The sequence below is a fragment of the Nonomuraea sp. KM90 genome (assembly GCF_052246675.1).
Classification (GTDB): Bacteria; Actinomycetota; Actinomycetes; order Streptosporangiales; family Streptosporangiaceae; genus Nonomuraea.
Window position 1 is genome coordinate 1 of record NZ_JBQQCB010000124.1, and the last position, 16,465, is coordinate 16,465.

A 16,465-nucleotide genomic window follows, 5' to 3' on the forward strand; every position below is an offset into this window, starting at 1 on the left:
GGCAATCGCCCCGGTCTTGCCTCCGGTCTCCTCACGCAGGTCGAACACCATCTTGACGGCGCGATCGCGCAGCTCTTGGGGGTACTTCCTCGGTGCGGGCACGACTCCCAGCCTTCCAGTCTTGGGAGCCTCCAACCAACCCGGGGCAGCTCAGTAACCGTGAACTGGCAGCTCGTGCAGCTGGCCTGGGAGGTCCACGAGGGCACCCCGAAGACGGACGCCTCGGTCCGGATCATCGCCCTGGACACCGACACCGCCCAAGTCCTGCGCGCCCACCGGCAGCAGCAACGCCAGGAGCGCCTAGCCATGGGCGAGGCATGGACCGACACTGGGTTCGTCTTCACCCAGCCCGACGGCAGCCGTCTGCATCCCCAGCACGTCTCCGATCAGTTCCTCTGGCTGGCCTACCTGGCCGGCCTGCCGCCGATCCGCCTGCACGATCTCCGCCACGGGGCGGCCTCGCTGATGCTGGCGGCCGGGGTGGAGATGAAGGTGGTGCAGGAAACGCTGGGGCACACCTCGAGTGCGTTCACCGCCGACACCTACACCTCGGTCTATCCGCAGGTGGCCACGGCGGCGGCCGAGAAGACCGCCGCCCTGCTGTTCGGCGAGGAAAGCCAGGCTGAGGCCGGGAAACTCATCTCACTGAGGAGCTGAACAGTCGGATTAAACGTCCGGCCCCGCGTTCGCCGCCTGCTCGCGGCGAGGCGGGGCCGGTCGCTTGCCGCAGGAGTCGGAGGTGGTGAATGGATCATGGAATGTGCGGGGTTGGTGCGGGCGAGCACGTATGGAGCACGCAAACGCTAGAGGAAAATTCTAGAACGCGTCCGATCCCGCAAAGCCGCAGGTCAAACCATGATCAAAGCGCGCCCTGCAGGATTCGAACCTGCGACCGTCGGATTAGAAGCAAGATCTTTAAGTGCCGCGCTATGCCATTGAGTGACGGTTCCTGCCACCTCAGCGCGGTTTGGGCGTCAGGCAATGCCGGGTCCTGACGACGTGTGACGGGGCGTACGAGCACGCACCGAGCACGGCGGCATCCCTCACCCCCAGGGACCCGAACGACCATAATGGATAGCCTGGCGACTGTTAAGAGGAGGCCGAATGGACCTCGCTAGGCACCCCCTGACGTACTTCGAGCAGCGCCTCGTCGATGTCGCCGACGACTGGGGCTTCACCCTCACCCACCTCGTGAAGTACTACTGCGAACTAAGTCATCCTGACAGCCACATCACGTGCTACCTCGACCGGCAGCGCACCCCTCGCAACACGATCGCCGTCATGATTCACCCCGAGACCGAGGTAACCCCGCTGCATGCCGTACACGGCCTCACGGTCCAGTCCGCCCTACGGCATGGCTCGAACATGCGCCGATTCCCCAAGAGACTGCACACCGGCACGGAGCCGATCACCTACGCTCGCCTGATCCGATGTGCCGACCTGAGCGCCTTCGGCCGCCTGCTGAACGCACTCAAGACAGCCAGCACCCCACGCTCGCGCAATTTTCAACCGGAAGGCGCAAACCCGTGAGAACGCGTCTCTGCCCCTCGGCGATCAGCTCCTGACCATATATCTTGCCGCCGCTCAGTCCCTGAACCACATCACGCGAAAAGCTGCAACGGTCCGCCTTATTCGATGCGGCGCAGGTCCATGCTGTCGGATCCGTCCCACCGATTGTTCGCGGCTGCCCGGCGGGATCGCTCTGCCAGTTCGCCGGTCAGGCCGGTGCGCTCGATGCACCATTCGACCCACTGCGGCAGCAGATCGAGTACGGCCTCGGCGTACTTTTCGATGTACCCGTCCGCGACGAGGACTACGGCGTGCTCGATCCGATGCGGGGAGCAGGCATAGTAGCCGGGCCCGGACAGGCGCGACCAACTGTCGGCGAGCGTGGCGATGTCTTCCCGTTCGGGGCTGCGGTCATCTCGATCGCGTAGCCAGGCGGCGAAGTCGTCGATGATCGGGTTCAGGTCGTGCTGAGGTTTGGGTTCGGGAGCGACGGTGAACGAGTCGCAGAGCGCGCGGGCGCGCTGGCGCATGCGGAAATGCTCGGCGATGAGCTGCTGCGACTCGATGCCGAGCAGCATGGCATCCAGGAAGTCAGAACGGCACAGCGGATCCAGCAGGTCGCGGGCGGTGGCTTGGTCGCACGGCACCGGCTCGGCGGAGGCGGGTGCCGCGTGGGACCCCACGACGGCTCGCCACTCGGCGAGCGCTTCCCGGGGTGAGGCGAAGACGCCGGCGTGCACGACCCGGTCTCCGGTGCAGCGGTCGATGTCCCAGCAGTACCAGTGCGGGTTCTGCTCACCCCAGGCAAAGGGGGCCAGTAGCGCGCACCGCGAGCCGTACGCGTCGGTCAGCAGCAGTGGCTCCCCGGCCGGAGCGGCCCGGAGAATCTCGCTGGGCCACCCGGGAGCGATGCCGGCTTCGGTCAAGGCCGTCGTGGTGTCCTTGATGGCCTCGCGGACGGCGAGATCGGGGTCGCGGCGCAGCATCTCCCCGCTGGGCGGCGGGGTCATCGCGGCGAGCCCGTGCAGCAGTCGCCACAGGTCGTCCATCTGCCCGCCGGTGCGCGTTGCGATCTGGATCTCGTCGCGGACGAGGTCAGCCAACGAGGCCAGGTACTGGTTCCAGTGGAAACCCATGGTCTCGGTCTGGGTGCGCGTCCACATTTCCTCGCCGACCAGGTCGACCACGGCGTTCTCCAGCCGCAGCGGCGAGTGGGCGGGCAGGTCAGGCATGCTACCGATGATCGATTCCTGGGAGTCCGGCCACCACTGATCCCCAGCAGTCCCCAGCAGCGACTCCAACAGCCCGGAACGAGGGTCGGGTGCGGACTGACGGGCGGCGAGCTGCTCCGCGCGCCGGGCAGGATTGCCACTGACTCCCCGCGTGGGGCTCGCCTTCGCTCTCCGCTTCTTCGCCACGGCACCCGATCCTACGGGTGTCCATGGGCCAGGAAGGGCTTGTTCACGCGGCGCGGGCGGCTAAGGCCGAACGCCGCGCCATACTCTGAACGCTATGCAAGAGGAGTTGCGAGCGTTCACCGAGTGGGTGGGCCAAGGCCGGAAGCTGACCCAGACGGGGAATCTGACGCTGTCGGACGCGCGGACGCTGGTGGCGCTGCTGAAGACCGGCGACGAGATCGACCCGAAGATCGGCGACCGGGTGTTCCGGACGAAGAGCAGCACCGAACTGCCCGGCTTGAACCTGATCGTGGAATGGGCCGTAGCGACCGGGCTGGTCAGGGTGGTCAAGGGACGGCTGCTGCCAGTGAAGAAGGCGGCGCCACTGCTGAACGACCCGAAGCGGTTGTGGGAAGCGTCGTTCACGGCGTTGGGGAAGATGAGCCAGGCGCTCTTCCCCAAGAATTACTGGTACTCGTCCCTGGTCGGCGAGGAGTTCGCGCTCATCTGGCCGGCGCTGCAGCGTAGGTTGTACGGCGGACCGGTGCCCCTCGCGGATCTGCGGGAGCTGGCCTGGCAGATCGCATCGCCCTACTACGAGATGCGCGACCCGCAAGTGCAACGGCGAATGGCCGACCAGGACATCGATCGGCTGCTGACCGTCCTGGCCCGGCTGGGCGTGGTGGAGCTCACGGAAGAGACGGCGACCCTGACCCCGGCCGCGGTGACCACCGTACGGCGCAGCCTGGGCGAAGCCGCACCGGGAGAGCCGATCTACCAGATCCGGGTGACGCTCCAGGAGAGCGCGGACCCGGTGATCTGGCGGCGCCTGCTCGTCTCCCCCGGGATCACGCTCGCCAGGCTGCACCACATCCTGGTCACGGCGATGGGCTGGCAGGACAGTCATCTCCACCTGTTCAGGGTCGGCGGTTTCCTGTACGGCCAACCGTCCCGCGAGTGGGATCTGGACGTTGTGGACGAGGAGAAGACCTCCCTGGCGGAGGTGCTCGCACAGGTCAGGGCAGCCATCGAGTACGAATACGACCTGGGTGACAGCTGGCGGCACGACATCGTGCTGGAGGAGATCCTCACCGCGGAGGAAGGAGTCCGTTACCCGGTGCTGTTGGGCGGGGAGGGCGCCTGCCCGCCAGAAGACGTCGGCGGCATCGGAGGCTACGCATACTTCCGTCTGGTGCTGGCCGATCCCGAGCACGACGAACATGATGAATATGTCCGCTGGGCCGGTCTGGACAGCGCGCAGGAATTCGACCCGGCCAAGTTCGCCGTTGAAGCCGCTCGCCGAGCGCTGGCCTCGGCCAGATGATCAGATGCGCATCTCAGATGCAGCCCGCGGGCCTCCCCGCCACAGCACTCGCCCCGCACGCCAACGGCCCCTGGTCTGCCCGGTTGGGACTTATCGCGGCAACACCGACCGCCGCACCACGGAGCCTTCCCGTCCTTCGGACACTTGACCTGGGGCATCCCTGGTCGGAGGCGAGCCCTAGCTGAAGCGTCTGTCGTCGCACACCGTTAGGGGCGGAGGTGGCGCAGATGGCAAAGACTCGGGTGCAGGTCAGCAGACGATGCGGCTGTGTGGATACGGCAACGGGACGTCAGCGAGGGGTGACGTGTCCGCGTCTACCGATAGATGACGATTACGGCAGCTGGTACTTCGCGGTGCAGGCACGTGGCCTGGACGGGCAGCGGCAGCGCATCCGCCAGGGCGGTTACGCCAACCCCGAGGAAGCGCAGACGGCAGGTCGTGCCTTAGCCACCGCCGACCGCGACGGCGCAGGAGCCGGATGCACCGTCGGTGAATGGCTGGCACGCTGGCTGACCAGCAAGGACGCCCTGCGTCCGTCGACCCGGCAGGGCTACGCCACGCACATCCGCCTCTACCTCATCCCGCAGCTGGGACGGATCCCGCTCCACCAGCTCACCTCGCGCGACGTCAACGGCCTCCTCGCGACGCTGGCGTCCCATCCCTCACCGACCGGCCGCCATCTTTCGCCCGCGACCGTGGTGCGGATCCACGCCACCTTGCGCACCGCGCTGAACGCGGCGGTGCGCGCCCGGCTGATCCCCATCAACCCGGCCCACGGCGCCGAACTCCCCCATCCCCGCCGACCGCATCCGGTCGTCTGGACCGCCGGGCGGACCGCCCGGCGGCAGCAGACCGGAAAGCGTCCGGCGGTAGCGGTCTGGACCGAACGACAGCTCGCGGCGTTCCTGGCCAGCATCGCGCAGGATCGTTTGTATGCCGCGTGGTGGCTGGCCGCGCTGCGCGGTCTGCGCCGGGGCGAGCTGGCCGGGCTGCGCTGGACGGATGCCGACCTGCAGGCCGCCGAGCTGACGGTGGCGCAGCAGCGTGTGCACGCCGACGGTCAGGTCGTGGTCGGGCCGCCGAAGAGCGCCGCCGGATGCCGGGTGGTGGCCGTCTCTGGGCAACCGCCGGTCCGGCTGTACGACCTGCGGCACGGCGCCGCCACGCTGGCGCCGGCCGCGCGCACCGATCTGAAGGTGGTGCAGGCGATGCTGGGGCATGCCAGCATCGTGCTGACCGCCGACACCTACGTCTCGGTGCTGCCGGAGGTGGCCCACCAAGCCGCCCGGGAGACCGCCCGGCTGGTGCTGCGAGCAGCGTCCAAGCTCAGACAAGAGCTCAGCGAGCGGCCGGTTCTGCTGCTCGATGTACTGGCGCAACTCTACGTTGTCGTCGGACATGCCCAGGGCCCAACACCGGCCGCGCCGCCGCCATTCCTGGCGGGGCGCGTCAGGGAGTCAGGAAGCCGGTGATGGAGCGCCGAAGGTTGTCGCCCGCGCCCGCCTCCACCTTCCTCACCCGGTGGAACGTGCCGGCCACCATCACCACGAGCCGGTTCGGCCGGGGCGCGATGGACGTGGCCGGCACGGGAGCGTTCATCAGGTCCTTGGGGACGTCGAACTCGGCACACGGCACCTCGCCGACCGGGCAGTCGAACAGCTCCAGCTCGCCGCCCCACGTCGCCCGCCACTCGCCCGACAGGTAGAGCGTGTACGCCGCCCCCCGGCCGCTCCCGTCGTCGTGCCAGTCCAGCCCGGACCCCCGGCCGTACCGCCAAAACTTGAACCGGTCGTTGTCCGCCGCCGTCACGCCGAGCGCGTCGAGGCCCCTCCTGACGGCCGACATCACCTCTCCGGCGTGCTCCTCGCCGGCTTTCGCGGAGGCGTACGACGCGTCGGCGTAGAACGCCACTCCGTCGAACATCGGATCGACCGAGCTGAAGGTGGGCCGGTGCTGCACGGCCCGCTCCTCCTCCCGCCAGGCGGCCAGGGCGTCCGGGGACAGGGCGTTGTCGACCACCACGAACCGCCGCCCCTGTACGAGGGTCACGGCCTCGGCGGTCCATCCGTCATGAGCTGCCACGCTCGCGCCTCCTGATCTCCTTGGACATGGCCTTCCGCCTCGCCTTCTCGGCCGCCCTCGCGACCGGATCCCGGGGAGGTCGACGAGGGCACCCCCTGCCACGCCGAGTCACCGGCGCCGTGCTCGAGAGCGCGGTCCCGCAGCCCCGAACGCGGGACCGCCCAGACGAGCACCGCCGCCGCCGTGGCGACGATGACGGCCGCCAGCCCGGCCAGGTACGCCGTCCGGCCCACCAGGTTCGCGAGCGGCAGCGCGATCACGAAGCCCAGCGGCACCATCGCCGTGGTCATGGTCGTCTCGAACGATCCGACCCGCGACAACATCGGCTTGGGGACCGTGAGCTGCACGAGGGTGTCGAAGACGACCCCGGCGACCCCCGCCGCCAGAGCCGCCAGGAACAGGGCGCCCGCGACCACGACCAGATGCCGGCCGTACGCGAGAGCCAGGAGCTGCACCGGCATCGAGACGACCAGCAGGGCGACGGTGAGCACCCCGCGCCACTCGACGCGCACGTGCCCGCTCACCAGCGCTCCCAACAGCCCGCCCGCGGCCAGGAACGTCACGATGACGCCCCACTGCTCGATGCTCCCGAACCTGTCCTGCACGGTGATCGGTCCGAGCACGCTCACCGAGGCCAGCCCGACCTGCACCGGAACCCAGACGAGGATCGCGCCCAGGACCAACGGCAGGCGGGGCATGACGCGCACCGCGTCGAGGAACCGCACGCGCTCCCCCGCGCCGCCGTCATCGTCCTCGGCGGGCCCGCGCTCCGGCGGCCGGGCCCGGATCAGCCGCCTCAGCCAGGCGAGCGAGACGAGGGAGACGACGAAGGTGGCGGCGTCGAAGAAGAGCGCCAGCGGCACGCCTCCCACCACCACCAGCAGCGACGCGAGCGCGGGCCCGGCCATCCGTCCGGTGTCCCCGGCGACGTCGAGCCAGGAGTTGGCCTTCTGCAGCTGGGCGGGGCGGACCAGCTCGGGGAGCAGCCCGACGGCGCCCGGCGTGAAGAAGGCCGTCGCCGCGCCATAGACGGCCGCGGACACGACGAGGTGCCAGAGCTCCGGGTTCCCGAGGGCGAAGGTGATCGCCGGGAACACCTGGGCGGCCAGGCGGACGGCGTCCGCGCCGAACATGACCGGCAACCGCCCGACCCGGTCCGGCAGGCTGCCTCCGTACGCGATGAAGACGAACCTCGCCAGCCACAGGGCCAGCAGCACCATCGGGATGCCCCGCCCGTCGGGCGCGACGGCCAGGGCGGCGAACGCGAAGGTGACCGAGACGACCCCGTCCCCCAGCTGTGAGACCGCCTGCCCCGCCAGGTAGACCCTGTAGAGCGGCGACGACAGGGGCGAGCCGGGTACGGCGGGAGCGTCGGTCATGCGTCTTCTCCGGCGAAATTGTTCACCGGCGAGCCCCGCCCCACCACCTGCCCCGCCTCCGCGAGCTGGACGGTCTCCACGAGATCGGCCAGATGGGCGGCCGTCAGGTGGCGGCCGGACGGAGAGGGGCACGCCTCCACCAGGTCGCTCGCGACCAAGCGGCCCGCTGCGGCGACGCTCCGTACCAGGGCCGTCAGAGTCGCGGGGTCGAGACCGCCGCCGGCGGGGTAGACGACATCGGGAGCGTACGCCGGGTCCAGCACGTCGATGTCCACTGTGAGGTGCACGGGCGCGCCGGCGCAGAACCGCGCGATCGTGTCCGCCGCCTCCGGCGCGCGGGCCTCGTCGGCCGTCAGGTAGGAGACGCGCCCGTTCGTGGCCTGGTCCAGGTTCGTGTCGACGCCGCGCACGCCGATGGTGAGCCATTCGACGTGGGGATGCTCGGAGAGCACCCAGCTGACGAAGTTCCCGCAGTCCGCGGTGACCGCGTTCCCGGCCGGGCGGCGGTCGGCGTGCGCGTCGAAGTGGACGACGCGCAGCGCCGGATGCCTGCCCGCGACCGCGCTGATCACCGGGTAGCCGATCGAGTGGTCCCCGCCGATCACCAGAGGCCGGTGGCCCTGCGCCAGGACGGTGCCGACGAGGGCCCGCAGCCGCTCGTGGGCCGCCGCCCCCGTGTCGGTCTGCGGATGGACCGCGAGGTCACCGTGATCCACGAGGCCGGGCAGTCCCTCGGCCGGCCGGGCCCGCAGCGTCCACGACCAGGTGCCCGGCTGGGCCAGAAGCCGGAACCTGCCCGCGAGGGCCTGGCGGATCACGGGGACGGCGTCCTTGGGCCGGGGGCCGGGAGGGCCTCCCAGGTCCACCGGCGCTCCGATCAGTCCCCATACGGCCGCGGCGGCCCTGGTGCCCGCGGGCAGGGACAGCGGGGTCCCGGCCGTCCGCGCGAGCCCGCCGGTCGCCGCCGCCGAGGCGTCCGGCGGCACGATCAGGCGGATCCTGCGCAGGGCCTTTTCCGCCTCCTCAGTGAGCCGCACCGCTGGCGCGCCGTCACGGCGTTCCCCCAGCTCCCACAGCTCTCGCAGGGGCGGGGTCAGGGTGAGCCGCGTGCCCTCGGCCTCGTTGACGAGGTCGCCGCCCTGGATCCGGAACGCCGGGTTGAGGACCCACGGGGCCCCGGACTGGTCCACGCTCGTCATGGCGAGGCTCACCGGGCCTGCTCGACCAGGAGGAGCCCGGCGCGGACCAGCGAGTCAAGCGCCTGGTCGATCTCCGCGTCGGTCAGGGCGATGGCCGCCGTGTCATCGCGCAGCGTGGTTCGCCCCGCCGACCACTCGTTCATCCAGGGTGCGAGACGGCCGTCGATCCTGAGCCGCACGCCGAGGCTCTCGATCGCCATCAGGCCGTCCCCGGCCTCGACCAGCGGCGGGAACCGGGACGCCCACCTGAGCCGGGTACCGGTGTACGGGACGCTCTCCACCGACCACGGCAGCGACAGGCCCTCGCGCCTTTCGAGCGACTGCGCGGAACGCACCTCCCGCGCCCGGTGCACGTCCGAGGCCAGGGCGGTCATGAGGGAGTCGAGCTCGCCGCCGTCATCGGGCGTCCCCTCGGTCCTGGGCCGGTTGGACCAGGCGTCCAGCGCGGTCCGCGCGAGGTCCTCGGGGGTGGACGCGTGCAGGCCGAAGGTCCAGTGCAGGCTCGGCCCGATGCCGGTGGCCTCGTGGTCCCATCCCCGGGGGATGTGCCACACGTCGCCGGCGTGCATGTCCGCCTCCTCGATCAGCCGCGCGCCGGGCCCGGAGCCCTCCCAGATCCGCCAGCGCTTGCTGCCCTCCGCCTGGAAGATCACCGTGGCGTGGCCGTCCGCGTGGCGGCCGAACGCTGACTGCGTCGTCCAGCAGGCGTAGCAGTTCACCCAGGCCGGGTCGTCGGCGAAGTACTCGAACTCCTCCCGCAGGCGAGCAGGGCCCACGTGGATGCGGTCGGCCCTGTTGGCGACGAGGGTCGCGCCGGAGCGGAGGTACTCGACCATGGCGCCGTAACGCCAGTTGCGGTGCACGATGTCGCCGCCGTCGATCCGCGTGCTGATGTAGGTGCCGGGATAGGCCATGGGTTCGGACGACAAGCGGATCATCAGCGGTTCGATCGTGGTCGTCCTCATGATGTGGTCGATGACGCCCCATCCGAGCGACGCGCGCCACGATCCCTGCGGGACCCGGCCGGCCAGAAGCTCGTTCCCGAACGACTTGCGCCAGACGGACTCCCCGCCGAGCGCGTCGACGATGTTCTCCCACGACAGTGTCATGACTGTGTCCCAACGCTCCGAAGGACGCCCACGCGGACCAGGGCCCGCACAGCGGCTCGCAGCTCTGGCGTGGTGGCCGCGTCGCGCAGCTCGTCGGCGCCGACGAGGGCGCCGGGCTTCAGCAGGCGGGCCAGCTCACCGAGATCGACGGAGAGCTCTCTTCCCAGGGCGAAGACGCTGTGGTCGGCGATCACGACCGGCAGGCGGGTAACTGTATAGGGTGGACCTTGATCGCTGGTTCTGCCGGGGAACCGGGGCGGCGAGCCGTACCCGCACGACCGGCGGAGCATCGCCTGCCGCCGCACGGCCCGCTCGACGCCGTCGTCGCCGAGGGCGTCCTTGAAGGCGTCGATCGCGCCGGCGACCGGATCCCCGCCGGCCTGTTCCGGGTGCTGGGCGTTCCGGCGGCGCATCTGGTGGAACAGCGCGTCCGTGGCGGTCTGCCCGGGATCTTCCGGATACACCGTGAGCCCCAGGAACAGCGACGGGCCGTCATTGCGGAAGAGGTGGTACATCCCCGCGGGGATCAGCAGGAAGTCACCGGGCGCGAGGCGGACGCTGTCCGCCGACGGCAGAAGAGGCTCCGCGTCCAGCGTGTGCGGGCGCCCCTGGCCGAGTGCTGGCAGGCTCACCCCTGGCCAGGTCCACGCTGTCTTCGCCGCCGGGCCGAGGTGGAAGATGAAGGAGGGCTCCGGGTCGGTGTGCACGCCGAACGGGGTGGTGCCGGAACTGGCCACGAAGCAGTACCAGTCCACCCCTCTCGTCAGCGGAACGCCCGCCGATTCGAGCGGGAGGACGAAGCCGGTGTAGAGAAGCTCAGCGAGCTCGGCATCCCAGGAGTCCAGGCCGTTGATCGCCAGGCAGATGTCGTCCTTTCCGGTGCGGGCGGAAAGCCAGGAATGTACCGCGGACCGCCCGGAAAACGCCCCCGATACCAGTTTTTCCGAGGCGTCATAGTCGAGGCAGGTGCCACGGAACGCTCTCATGGCGGGCAGATCCGTGTCGTCGCCGTCCACTCTGGTGGTGGCGGCCCGGAGAGCGCCGAGAACGAGCTCCGCGAGAACGTCCGGTTCGCGGATCAGGCCGGGAATGTGCACGCGTTCGGCGAAATGCGGCCCGTCCCGCTCGCAGAGTTTCCGCCAGGTACCTTCGTCCAGCAAATCTCAAACCTCCGGAATCGTGCGGTGAATGGTCCCGTCAAGCCGCCTGACCAGCCCGGTGGACGCGGGAACCCGTCCTGTGCTCAGAGAAGTCCCGCGCCCACCGGCCTGCGGATCAGTGACCGACGTCCCGCTGCGGCCGCATCCAGAGCTGCCGGTCCTGCAGAGCGGCGACCGACTCCTCCGACACGATGATGTCCGCGATGTCGACGAGAACGGGGCCCCGCCCTTCGTGCCGGTCGAATTCGTTGTGCGACGTCATTTCCATGTGACTTCCCTTCTTGTTGTCGCGGGCCCGCGACGTGCACGGACCCGGTAACAGGAATCAGCGGCTCCGAACCGCGGGAGAACCCGTGCCGCAGCGTCACGGGCATTCCGGCTTTTCTTGTGCCGCTGAGAGGTGTTATTGCTGAGTCTTCACCCGTGGAAGGGCGTTCGCCCAGGTCACCGACCGGGCATTCTCCGGACATTCACCGGGCGAATCCGTGACCCTTGCCGCCCGGCGTCTTCGATTCACGCCGCCACCGGCTGCTGACGGCTCAGGTGTCGCCCTGTGCGGTGCCAAAACTGTCCATGGCATCTGACCTGGCCTTCTATCCTCGGCACTCGTGTTTCTACGCCTGCTGTATCTGCTGATGGTCCGGTTGTTCGGCTGGTTGGCGCTTCTCGCGCGGGGCGACACCTCCAAGGACGTGGAGATCTTGGTGCTGCGTCATGAGGTCGCCGTCCTGCGTCGTCAGGTCGCCCGGCCGCGACCAGACTGGGCCGACCGGGCGCTGCCGGCCGCACTGGCGCGGCTGCTGCCCACGCAGCTACGTCTCCATCGGATCGTGACGCCGGGCACCTTGCTGGCCTGGCACCGACAGCTGGCCAGCCAACGCTGGACGTACCCGAACGCGACCGGACGTCCGCCGATCCCGGACGAGTTGCGTGAGCTGGTGATCCGGCTGACCAGGGAGAATCCCCGATGGGGGCACCGGCGGATCCAGGGGGAACTGCTCGGCCTCGGCCATCAGATCGGGGAGGGCACCATCCGCCGCATCCTCACCGCGGCCGGCCTCGGCCCAGCGCCACGCCAGACCGCGCCGACCTGGCGACAGTTCCTCGCCTCACAAGCCTCCGGCATCCTGGCCTGCGACTCCCTGCACGTCGACACCGTCTTCCTCAAACGCCTGTACGTCCTGTTCGTCATGGAGATCGAGACACGCCGCGCGCACCTGCTGGGCCTCACCTCCAACCCAACGGGCGCATGGACCACCCAGCAAGCCCGGAACCTGCTGATGGACCTGGGCGAACGCGCCGACGCCTACAGGTTTCTCATCCGAGACCGTGACGGCAAGTTCCCCCGCTCGTTCGATGAGGTGTTCACCGCCAATGGCGTGCGGGTCATCAAGACGCCCGTCCGGTCGCCACGGGCGAACGCGTTCGCGGAGCGGTTCGTGGGAACGCTACGCCGTGAGTGCCTCGATCACCTGCTCATCCATGGTGAGCGGCACCTGCGCAAGGTCCTGACCGAGTACGAACACCACTTCAACCAGCATCGCCCGCATCAGGGCCGTTCGCTTCGCACGCCGTTGCACGGTCCCAGCAAGGTGATCGACATGACTTCCCGGATCCACCGTCGAAGGACCGTCGCAGGTCTGATCAACAAGTACCACAGAGCAGCCTGATCACCCGGCAAACGCCCAGCTCAGCAGCAGTATCCGCGTTTTGGCGCCGCACACGCAGACGCCCTGGCGCTGGTGCTACGTCGACGGGCGAGCGGTGTGAACGGCGTCCTCCCGGCCCGTGGTTATCGACCCCGGTGATAACCGGACGGATCATTGCCTGTTTCCCCACTTCAGGCCAGGGAGGAGACTGGGGCTCCAAGCCGCCTGACCGCGGCCGACGCCCGCCCGGACCTGGTGATGGCCGCTGGTGAGACCGATCAATGGATCTCCCGGGCGATGACCACGACCAGCGCGGTGAAGGGACGTCACGATGAGTCTGAGAAGAAAGATCAAAAACAAGGCACAGGTGGTCAAAGGCTGGGCCAGGCAGCGCCTCGGCCTGGCCACCGGTAACAAGCGCCTGCAGGCCGGGGGCAAGACCAGTCAGGCCATGGGCCATCTGAAGCAGGGCGGCGAGAAGGCGAAGGATGCCCTCAAACGCTGAGCCATGCCTTCGCTGTCCGCCCGGGCGGGCGGACAGCGAAAGCCCCGCGAGCCGAGGCGACCAGATGCTGGCGCACTCCACCACACCCGTGTGCCGCTTCTCGTCTGCGACACCCCCCCCCCGCACAGTTGATGCAGTTGGAGGCCCGAACCGGATGCGTATCGCATCGATATTACTGATCGTGTGGCTGATCGCCGGGGCCATCGCGGCAGGCCAGCGCGGCTACTACACAGGAAAGGTCGACAACTGCAACCAGGTGGCCACCATCGGCGTGACGATTTTGGCCGGCCCGCTGAACTACCTCGGCATGAACCCGAAGATCGCCTGCCAGACACCCCAGCCGAGCAAATAGAGCCAGACTCGTCCGCAGGCCCTACAGTGGCGCAAGACGGCCATCTCGGCGCCGGTCGACAGGACGGAGTGGCGAGCATGGAGTTACGCCAGCTGCGCTACTTCGTCACCCTGGCCGAGGAACTGCATTTCGGCCGGGCCGCCGCCCGCGAGCACATCGTGCAGTCCGCGCTGAGCCAGCAGGTGCAGCGGCTGGAGCGCGAGCTGGGCGTGCGGCTGCTGGACCGCAGCACCCACCGCGTCGACCTGACCCCGGCGGGCACCGCCTTCCTCATCGAGGCCCGCCAGATCCTCGACCACGTCGAGCGAGCAGGGCAAGCCGCCCGCAACGCCGCCGCCTCAGCGCCCACGCTGCGGGCCGGCATCATCGACGCCGGCTACGACACCATGCCGCAGATTCTGCGCCAGCTCCAAGCCGATCACCCCGATATCACGATCCACCAGGTCGAAGCCGGCACCCCCGAGCAGTACCGGCAACTGGCCGACGGGCGCCTGGACATCGCCATCGGCCACGTCTCCCAGACCCCGGCCGAAGTGGCCTCCAAGCTGATCAGACTCGACCCGCTCGGCGTGCTCATCCCCGACGACCACCGCTTCGCCGACCTCGACGAGGTACCCGTCGCCGCCCTGGCCGACGAACTCCTGCTGCTCGGCGAGGAATCCCAGACGCCGGAGCTCAACCAATTCGTCATCGAGCTGTGCCGCAGCGTCGGCTTCGCGCCCACCATCTACGAGGGAACGGTCGAGAGCACCCGCGCCGCCGCCGACCTCGTACTCCAGCACCGCTGCGTGCACTGCGTCCCCGCCTCCTTCCGCACCTCCAACCGGCCGGGCACCACCTGGCGGCCCCTGACCGTACCCACCACGCACTACCCCTGGTCACTGCTGTGGCACGACGCCAACGCCTCCCCCCACATCGCCACCGTCGTCAACAGCGCCCGGCAGCTCGCCGGGCGGCTCGGCTGGCTGGAACCCGCCGCCCCGCCCACCGAACCAGCACCCAGCGAAAAAGCCCCGCCGGCCGCCAGCCACAGCGAAGAGCCGATCTGAGGCACCGACGCTGAGCGGCGTACGGCCCCCCGAAGCCGGGGTGATCAGTTCTGGAGATGAATCCTTCCCCGATCGCCTGTTTCCACCCTCCAGGGGTGGGTGTTGGCTTGGGATGAACAAGTGCGACAGTCGGCCCCGGCGATCACGCGGCGGCCGGCCCCCTGCTTCGACCGGTCCGGAAGACCGATCCTGCGCAGACATCGATGCACCGCCACAGGGAGTACGGCCATGGGCATCATCGCTTGGATCATCCTCGGACTGGTCGCCGGGGTGGTGGCCAGAACGCTGGTCCCCGGCAAAGACCAGCAAGGCTTGATCATCACCCTCGTGCTCGGCATCGCCGGCGCACTGCTGGGCGGCTTCGTCGCCACCGAGGTATTTCACGTCTCCGGCATCAAGGGCTTCTTCAACCTGTCCACCTGGGTCTGCGCCATCGCCGGCGCGGCAGCCCTGCTGCTCGCCTACAACCTGCTCACCGGCCGACGCACCGGCCGACGCTGGGCGGGCCGCCGATGACCACGCCGAGCGTGCCGCGCAACCCGTCCCCGAGCTCACGCGCCTGCCACGGCGGGGGTGAGGCGTGATGCCCATCGCCGCAGCCATCGCGGTCATCGTCGTCGGCGCCGTCCTCACCTTCGCTCTGGCCGACGGCTCGGTGGGCGGCCTCGACCTGCGCATCGTGGGGGTCATCCTGATGCTCGGCGGCGCCGCCGGGCTGCTGCTGCCCCTGCTGCTGCGCACCCGATCACGCTGGAGCCAGTCCACCGTCCGCAGCCGTCAAGACGTCATCGACGACCGGCCGCCGCCCACCCTGATAGACCCGCCCGACTTCGACGGCCGACAGAGTCACCGCCGAGCCCCGGACGATCGTCGCCTCTGACAAGGGAAAGCGCCAAGGCAGCAGGGGACGGCCCGGGCCTACCGGCGGCGGGGACGGCGCACAGTCCCGGTGGAAGATCCGGAGCCGATCAGCCGGGGCCATCGGTCCCGGCGTGCCGCAGTCGGCCGTCGGCCGTCGGCACCTGTCCAACCCGCTGCCTGTGCCCGCCCTGGCCGGTGTGTGCCGAAGGCATCGACATCTCCAGGAGGCAGATATGTCCATCGTGACCATCCTCTGGGTGGCCGTCGCTGTGGCGGTGGTCCTGGCGCTGGCCATCGGCTACGTGTTGCTGCGCCAGCGCCGGCAGCGTCTGCGCTGGCGCTTCGGCCCCGAATACGAACGTGTCATGAACGAACAAGACAGCCGCGGCGAGGCCGAGCAAGAAATGCGCGCCCGGGAGAAACGTTTTGCCACCCTCGACATCACGCCGCTCACCCCCGCCTCCCGGCAGACCTATGCCCAGCATTGGGCCACGCTCCAGGAGCGGTTCGTCGACGCGCCGGGGCCGGCCGTCACCGAGGCCGACCAGCTGGTCACGGCCGCCATGGCTGACCGCGGATATCCCACCGAAGACTTCGAGCAGCAACTCGCCGACCTGTCGGTGGTGCACGGCCGCACCCTGCACCACTACCGCCAAGCCCACGAGATCAGCAGACGTGTCGCCCCGGCCGAGGCCTCCACCGAGGACCTGCGCCAAGCCATGATGCACTACCGCGTGCTGTTCGAAGAACTCCTCGACGACAGCGACGAGCCCCACCCTCACCCGGCCGAAGCCCGCCATGAGCAACCAGCACTCACCGACGACTCCCAGCAAAGGTGACGGTGACATGGACATCCGCAACGACCCCGAACGCCTCGAAGAGCGGCCCGA

18 protein-coding genes are annotated in these 16,465 nt (G+C 69.4%); 11 read left to right on the forward strand and 7 right to left on the reverse strand.

Annotated features, from left to right (window positions below):
* Window positions 1–159 precede the first annotated feature (159 nt).
* Complete coding sequence (locus ACTWPW_RS52575) at window positions 160–657, forward strand: tyrosine-type recombinase/integrase (RefSeq protein ID WP_443173363.1); 498 nt, start codon at window positions 160–162, stop codon at window positions 655–657.
* A gap of 447 nt (window positions 658–1,104) precedes the next feature.
* Window positions 1,105–1,530 carry a hypothetical protein gene (locus ACTWPW_RS52580; protein ID WP_443173364.1) on the forward strand — a complete coding sequence of 142 codons (426 nt, stop codon included), beginning with the start codon at window positions 1,105–1,107 and terminating at the stop codon, window positions 1,528–1,530.
* A 98-nt stretch (window positions 1,531–1,628) separates the two neighbouring features.
* Here the strand turns inward: ACTWPW_RS52580 and ACTWPW_RS52585 are convergent, their stop codons facing one another.
* Window positions 1,629–2,927 (reverse strand): hypothetical protein, encoded by a 1,299-nt coding sequence (locus tag ACTWPW_RS52585; protein ID WP_443173365.1) that lies wholly within the window; start codon window positions 2,925–2,927, stop codon window positions 1,629–1,631.
* Between the two features lie 94 nt (window positions 2,928–3,021).
* On the opposite strand from ACTWPW_RS52585, the gene ACTWPW_RS52590 reads away from it, so the two are divergent.
* Together ACTWPW_RS52590 and ACTWPW_RS52595 are read left to right on the forward strand one after the other, a co-directional pair.
* Entirely contained in the window at window positions 3,022–4,230 is a 1,209-nt protein-coding gene (locus tag ACTWPW_RS52590) for a plasmid pRiA4b ORF-3 family protein (RefSeq protein WP_443173366.1), read from the forward strand.
* Window positions 4,231–4,457: 227 nt separating this feature from the next.
* Window positions 4,458–5,702, forward strand: a complete 1,245-nt coding sequence (locus ACTWPW_RS52595; RefSeq protein WP_443173367.1) for a tyrosine-type recombinase/integrase — start codon at window positions 4,458–4,460, stop codon at window positions 5,700–5,702.
* Here the strand turns inward: ACTWPW_RS52595 and ACTWPW_RS52600 are convergent.
* From ACTWPW_RS52600 to ACTWPW_RS52625, 6 genes are all read right to left on the reverse strand, one after another.
* On the reverse strand, window positions 5,680–6,312 hold the full coding sequence (locus ACTWPW_RS52600; protein WP_443173368.1) for a 2OG-Fe(II) oxygenase: 633 nt from the start codon (window positions 6,310–6,312) through the stop codon (window positions 5,680–5,682). The two genes, ACTWPW_RS52595 and ACTWPW_RS52600, sit on opposite strands and share 23 nt — an antisense overlap.
* On the reverse strand, window positions 6,276–7,691 hold the full coding sequence (locus ACTWPW_RS52605) for an MFS transporter (protein ID WP_443173369.1): 1,416 nt from the start codon (window positions 7,689–7,691) through the stop codon (window positions 6,276–6,278). The genes ACTWPW_RS52600 and ACTWPW_RS52605 overlap by 37 nt, the downstream gene beginning before the upstream one ends.
* A complete protein-coding gene (locus ACTWPW_RS52610; protein ID WP_111180077.1) occupies window positions 7,688–8,902 on the reverse strand; it encodes an arginase family protein in 1,215 nt (404 codons plus the stop codon). The genes ACTWPW_RS52605 and ACTWPW_RS52610 overlap by 4 nt, the downstream gene beginning before the upstream one ends.
* Window positions 8,899–9,999, reverse strand: coding sequence for a JmjC domain-containing protein (locus ACTWPW_RS52615; protein ID WP_347701904.1), 1,101 nt, complete (start codon window positions 9,997–9,999; stop codon window positions 8,899–8,901). Before ACTWPW_RS52615 ends, ACTWPW_RS52610 begins: the two co-directional genes overlap by 4 nt.
* On the reverse strand, window positions 9,996–11,159 hold the full coding sequence (locus ACTWPW_RS52620; RefSeq protein ID WP_443173370.1) for a hypothetical protein: 1,164 nt from the start codon (window positions 11,157–11,159) through the stop codon (window positions 9,996–9,998). The genes ACTWPW_RS52615 and ACTWPW_RS52620 overlap by 4 nt, the downstream gene beginning before the upstream one ends.
* 115 nt (window positions 11,160–11,274) lie before the next feature.
* Window positions 11,275–11,427 carry a hypothetical protein gene (locus ACTWPW_RS52625; RefSeq protein WP_176993608.1) on the reverse strand — a complete coding sequence of 51 codons (153 nt, stop codon included), beginning with the start codon at window positions 11,425–11,427 and terminating at the stop codon, window positions 11,275–11,277.
* Between the two features lie 340 nt (window positions 11,428–11,767).
* On the opposite strand from ACTWPW_RS52625, the gene ACTWPW_RS52630 reads away from it, so the two are divergent.
* The 7 genes from ACTWPW_RS52630 (at window position 11,768) to ACTWPW_RS52660 (ending at window position 16,414) form a co-directional block, all read left to right on the forward strand.
* On the forward strand, window positions 11,768–12,829 hold the full coding sequence (locus ACTWPW_RS52630) for an integrase core domain-containing protein (RefSeq protein ID WP_443173371.1): 1,062 nt from the start codon (window positions 11,768–11,770) through the stop codon (window positions 12,827–12,829).
* Window positions 12,830–13,139: 310 nt separating this feature from the next.
* On the forward strand, window positions 13,140–13,313 hold the full coding sequence (locus tag ACTWPW_RS52635; RefSeq protein WP_375119282.1) for a CsbD family protein: 174 nt from the start codon (window positions 13,140–13,142) through the stop codon (window positions 13,311–13,313).
* Window positions 13,314–13,467: 154 nt separating this feature from the next.
* The gene (locus ACTWPW_RS52640) at window positions 13,468–13,665 is read left to right on the forward strand and encodes a hypothetical protein (protein ID WP_375119283.1); all 198 of its coding nucleotides are present in this window, start codon (window positions 13,468–13,470) and stop codon (window positions 13,663–13,665) included.
* Window positions 13,666–13,742: 77 nt separating this feature from the next.
* A complete protein-coding gene (locus ACTWPW_RS52645; RefSeq protein WP_443173372.1) occupies window positions 13,743–14,714 on the forward strand; it encodes a LysR family transcriptional regulator in 972 nt (323 codons plus the stop codon).
* Between the two features lie 228 nt (window positions 14,715–14,942).
* Window positions 14,943–15,230 carry a GlsB/YeaQ/YmgE family stress response membrane protein gene (locus ACTWPW_RS52650; protein WP_375119285.1) on the forward strand — a complete coding sequence of 96 codons (288 nt, stop codon included), beginning with the start codon at window positions 14,943–14,945 and terminating at the stop codon, window positions 15,228–15,230.
* Window positions 15,231–15,297: 67 nt separating this feature from the next.
* Complete coding sequence (locus ACTWPW_RS52655) at window positions 15,298–15,594, forward strand: hypothetical protein (RefSeq protein ID WP_443173373.1); 297 nt, start codon at window positions 15,298–15,300, stop codon at window positions 15,592–15,594.
* 214 nt (window positions 15,595–15,808) lie between these two features.
* Window positions 15,809–16,414, forward strand: coding sequence for a hypothetical protein (locus ACTWPW_RS52660; protein ID WP_443173374.1), 606 nt, complete (start codon window positions 15,809–15,811; stop codon window positions 16,412–16,414).
* Window positions 16,415–16,465 lie beyond the last annotated feature (51 nt).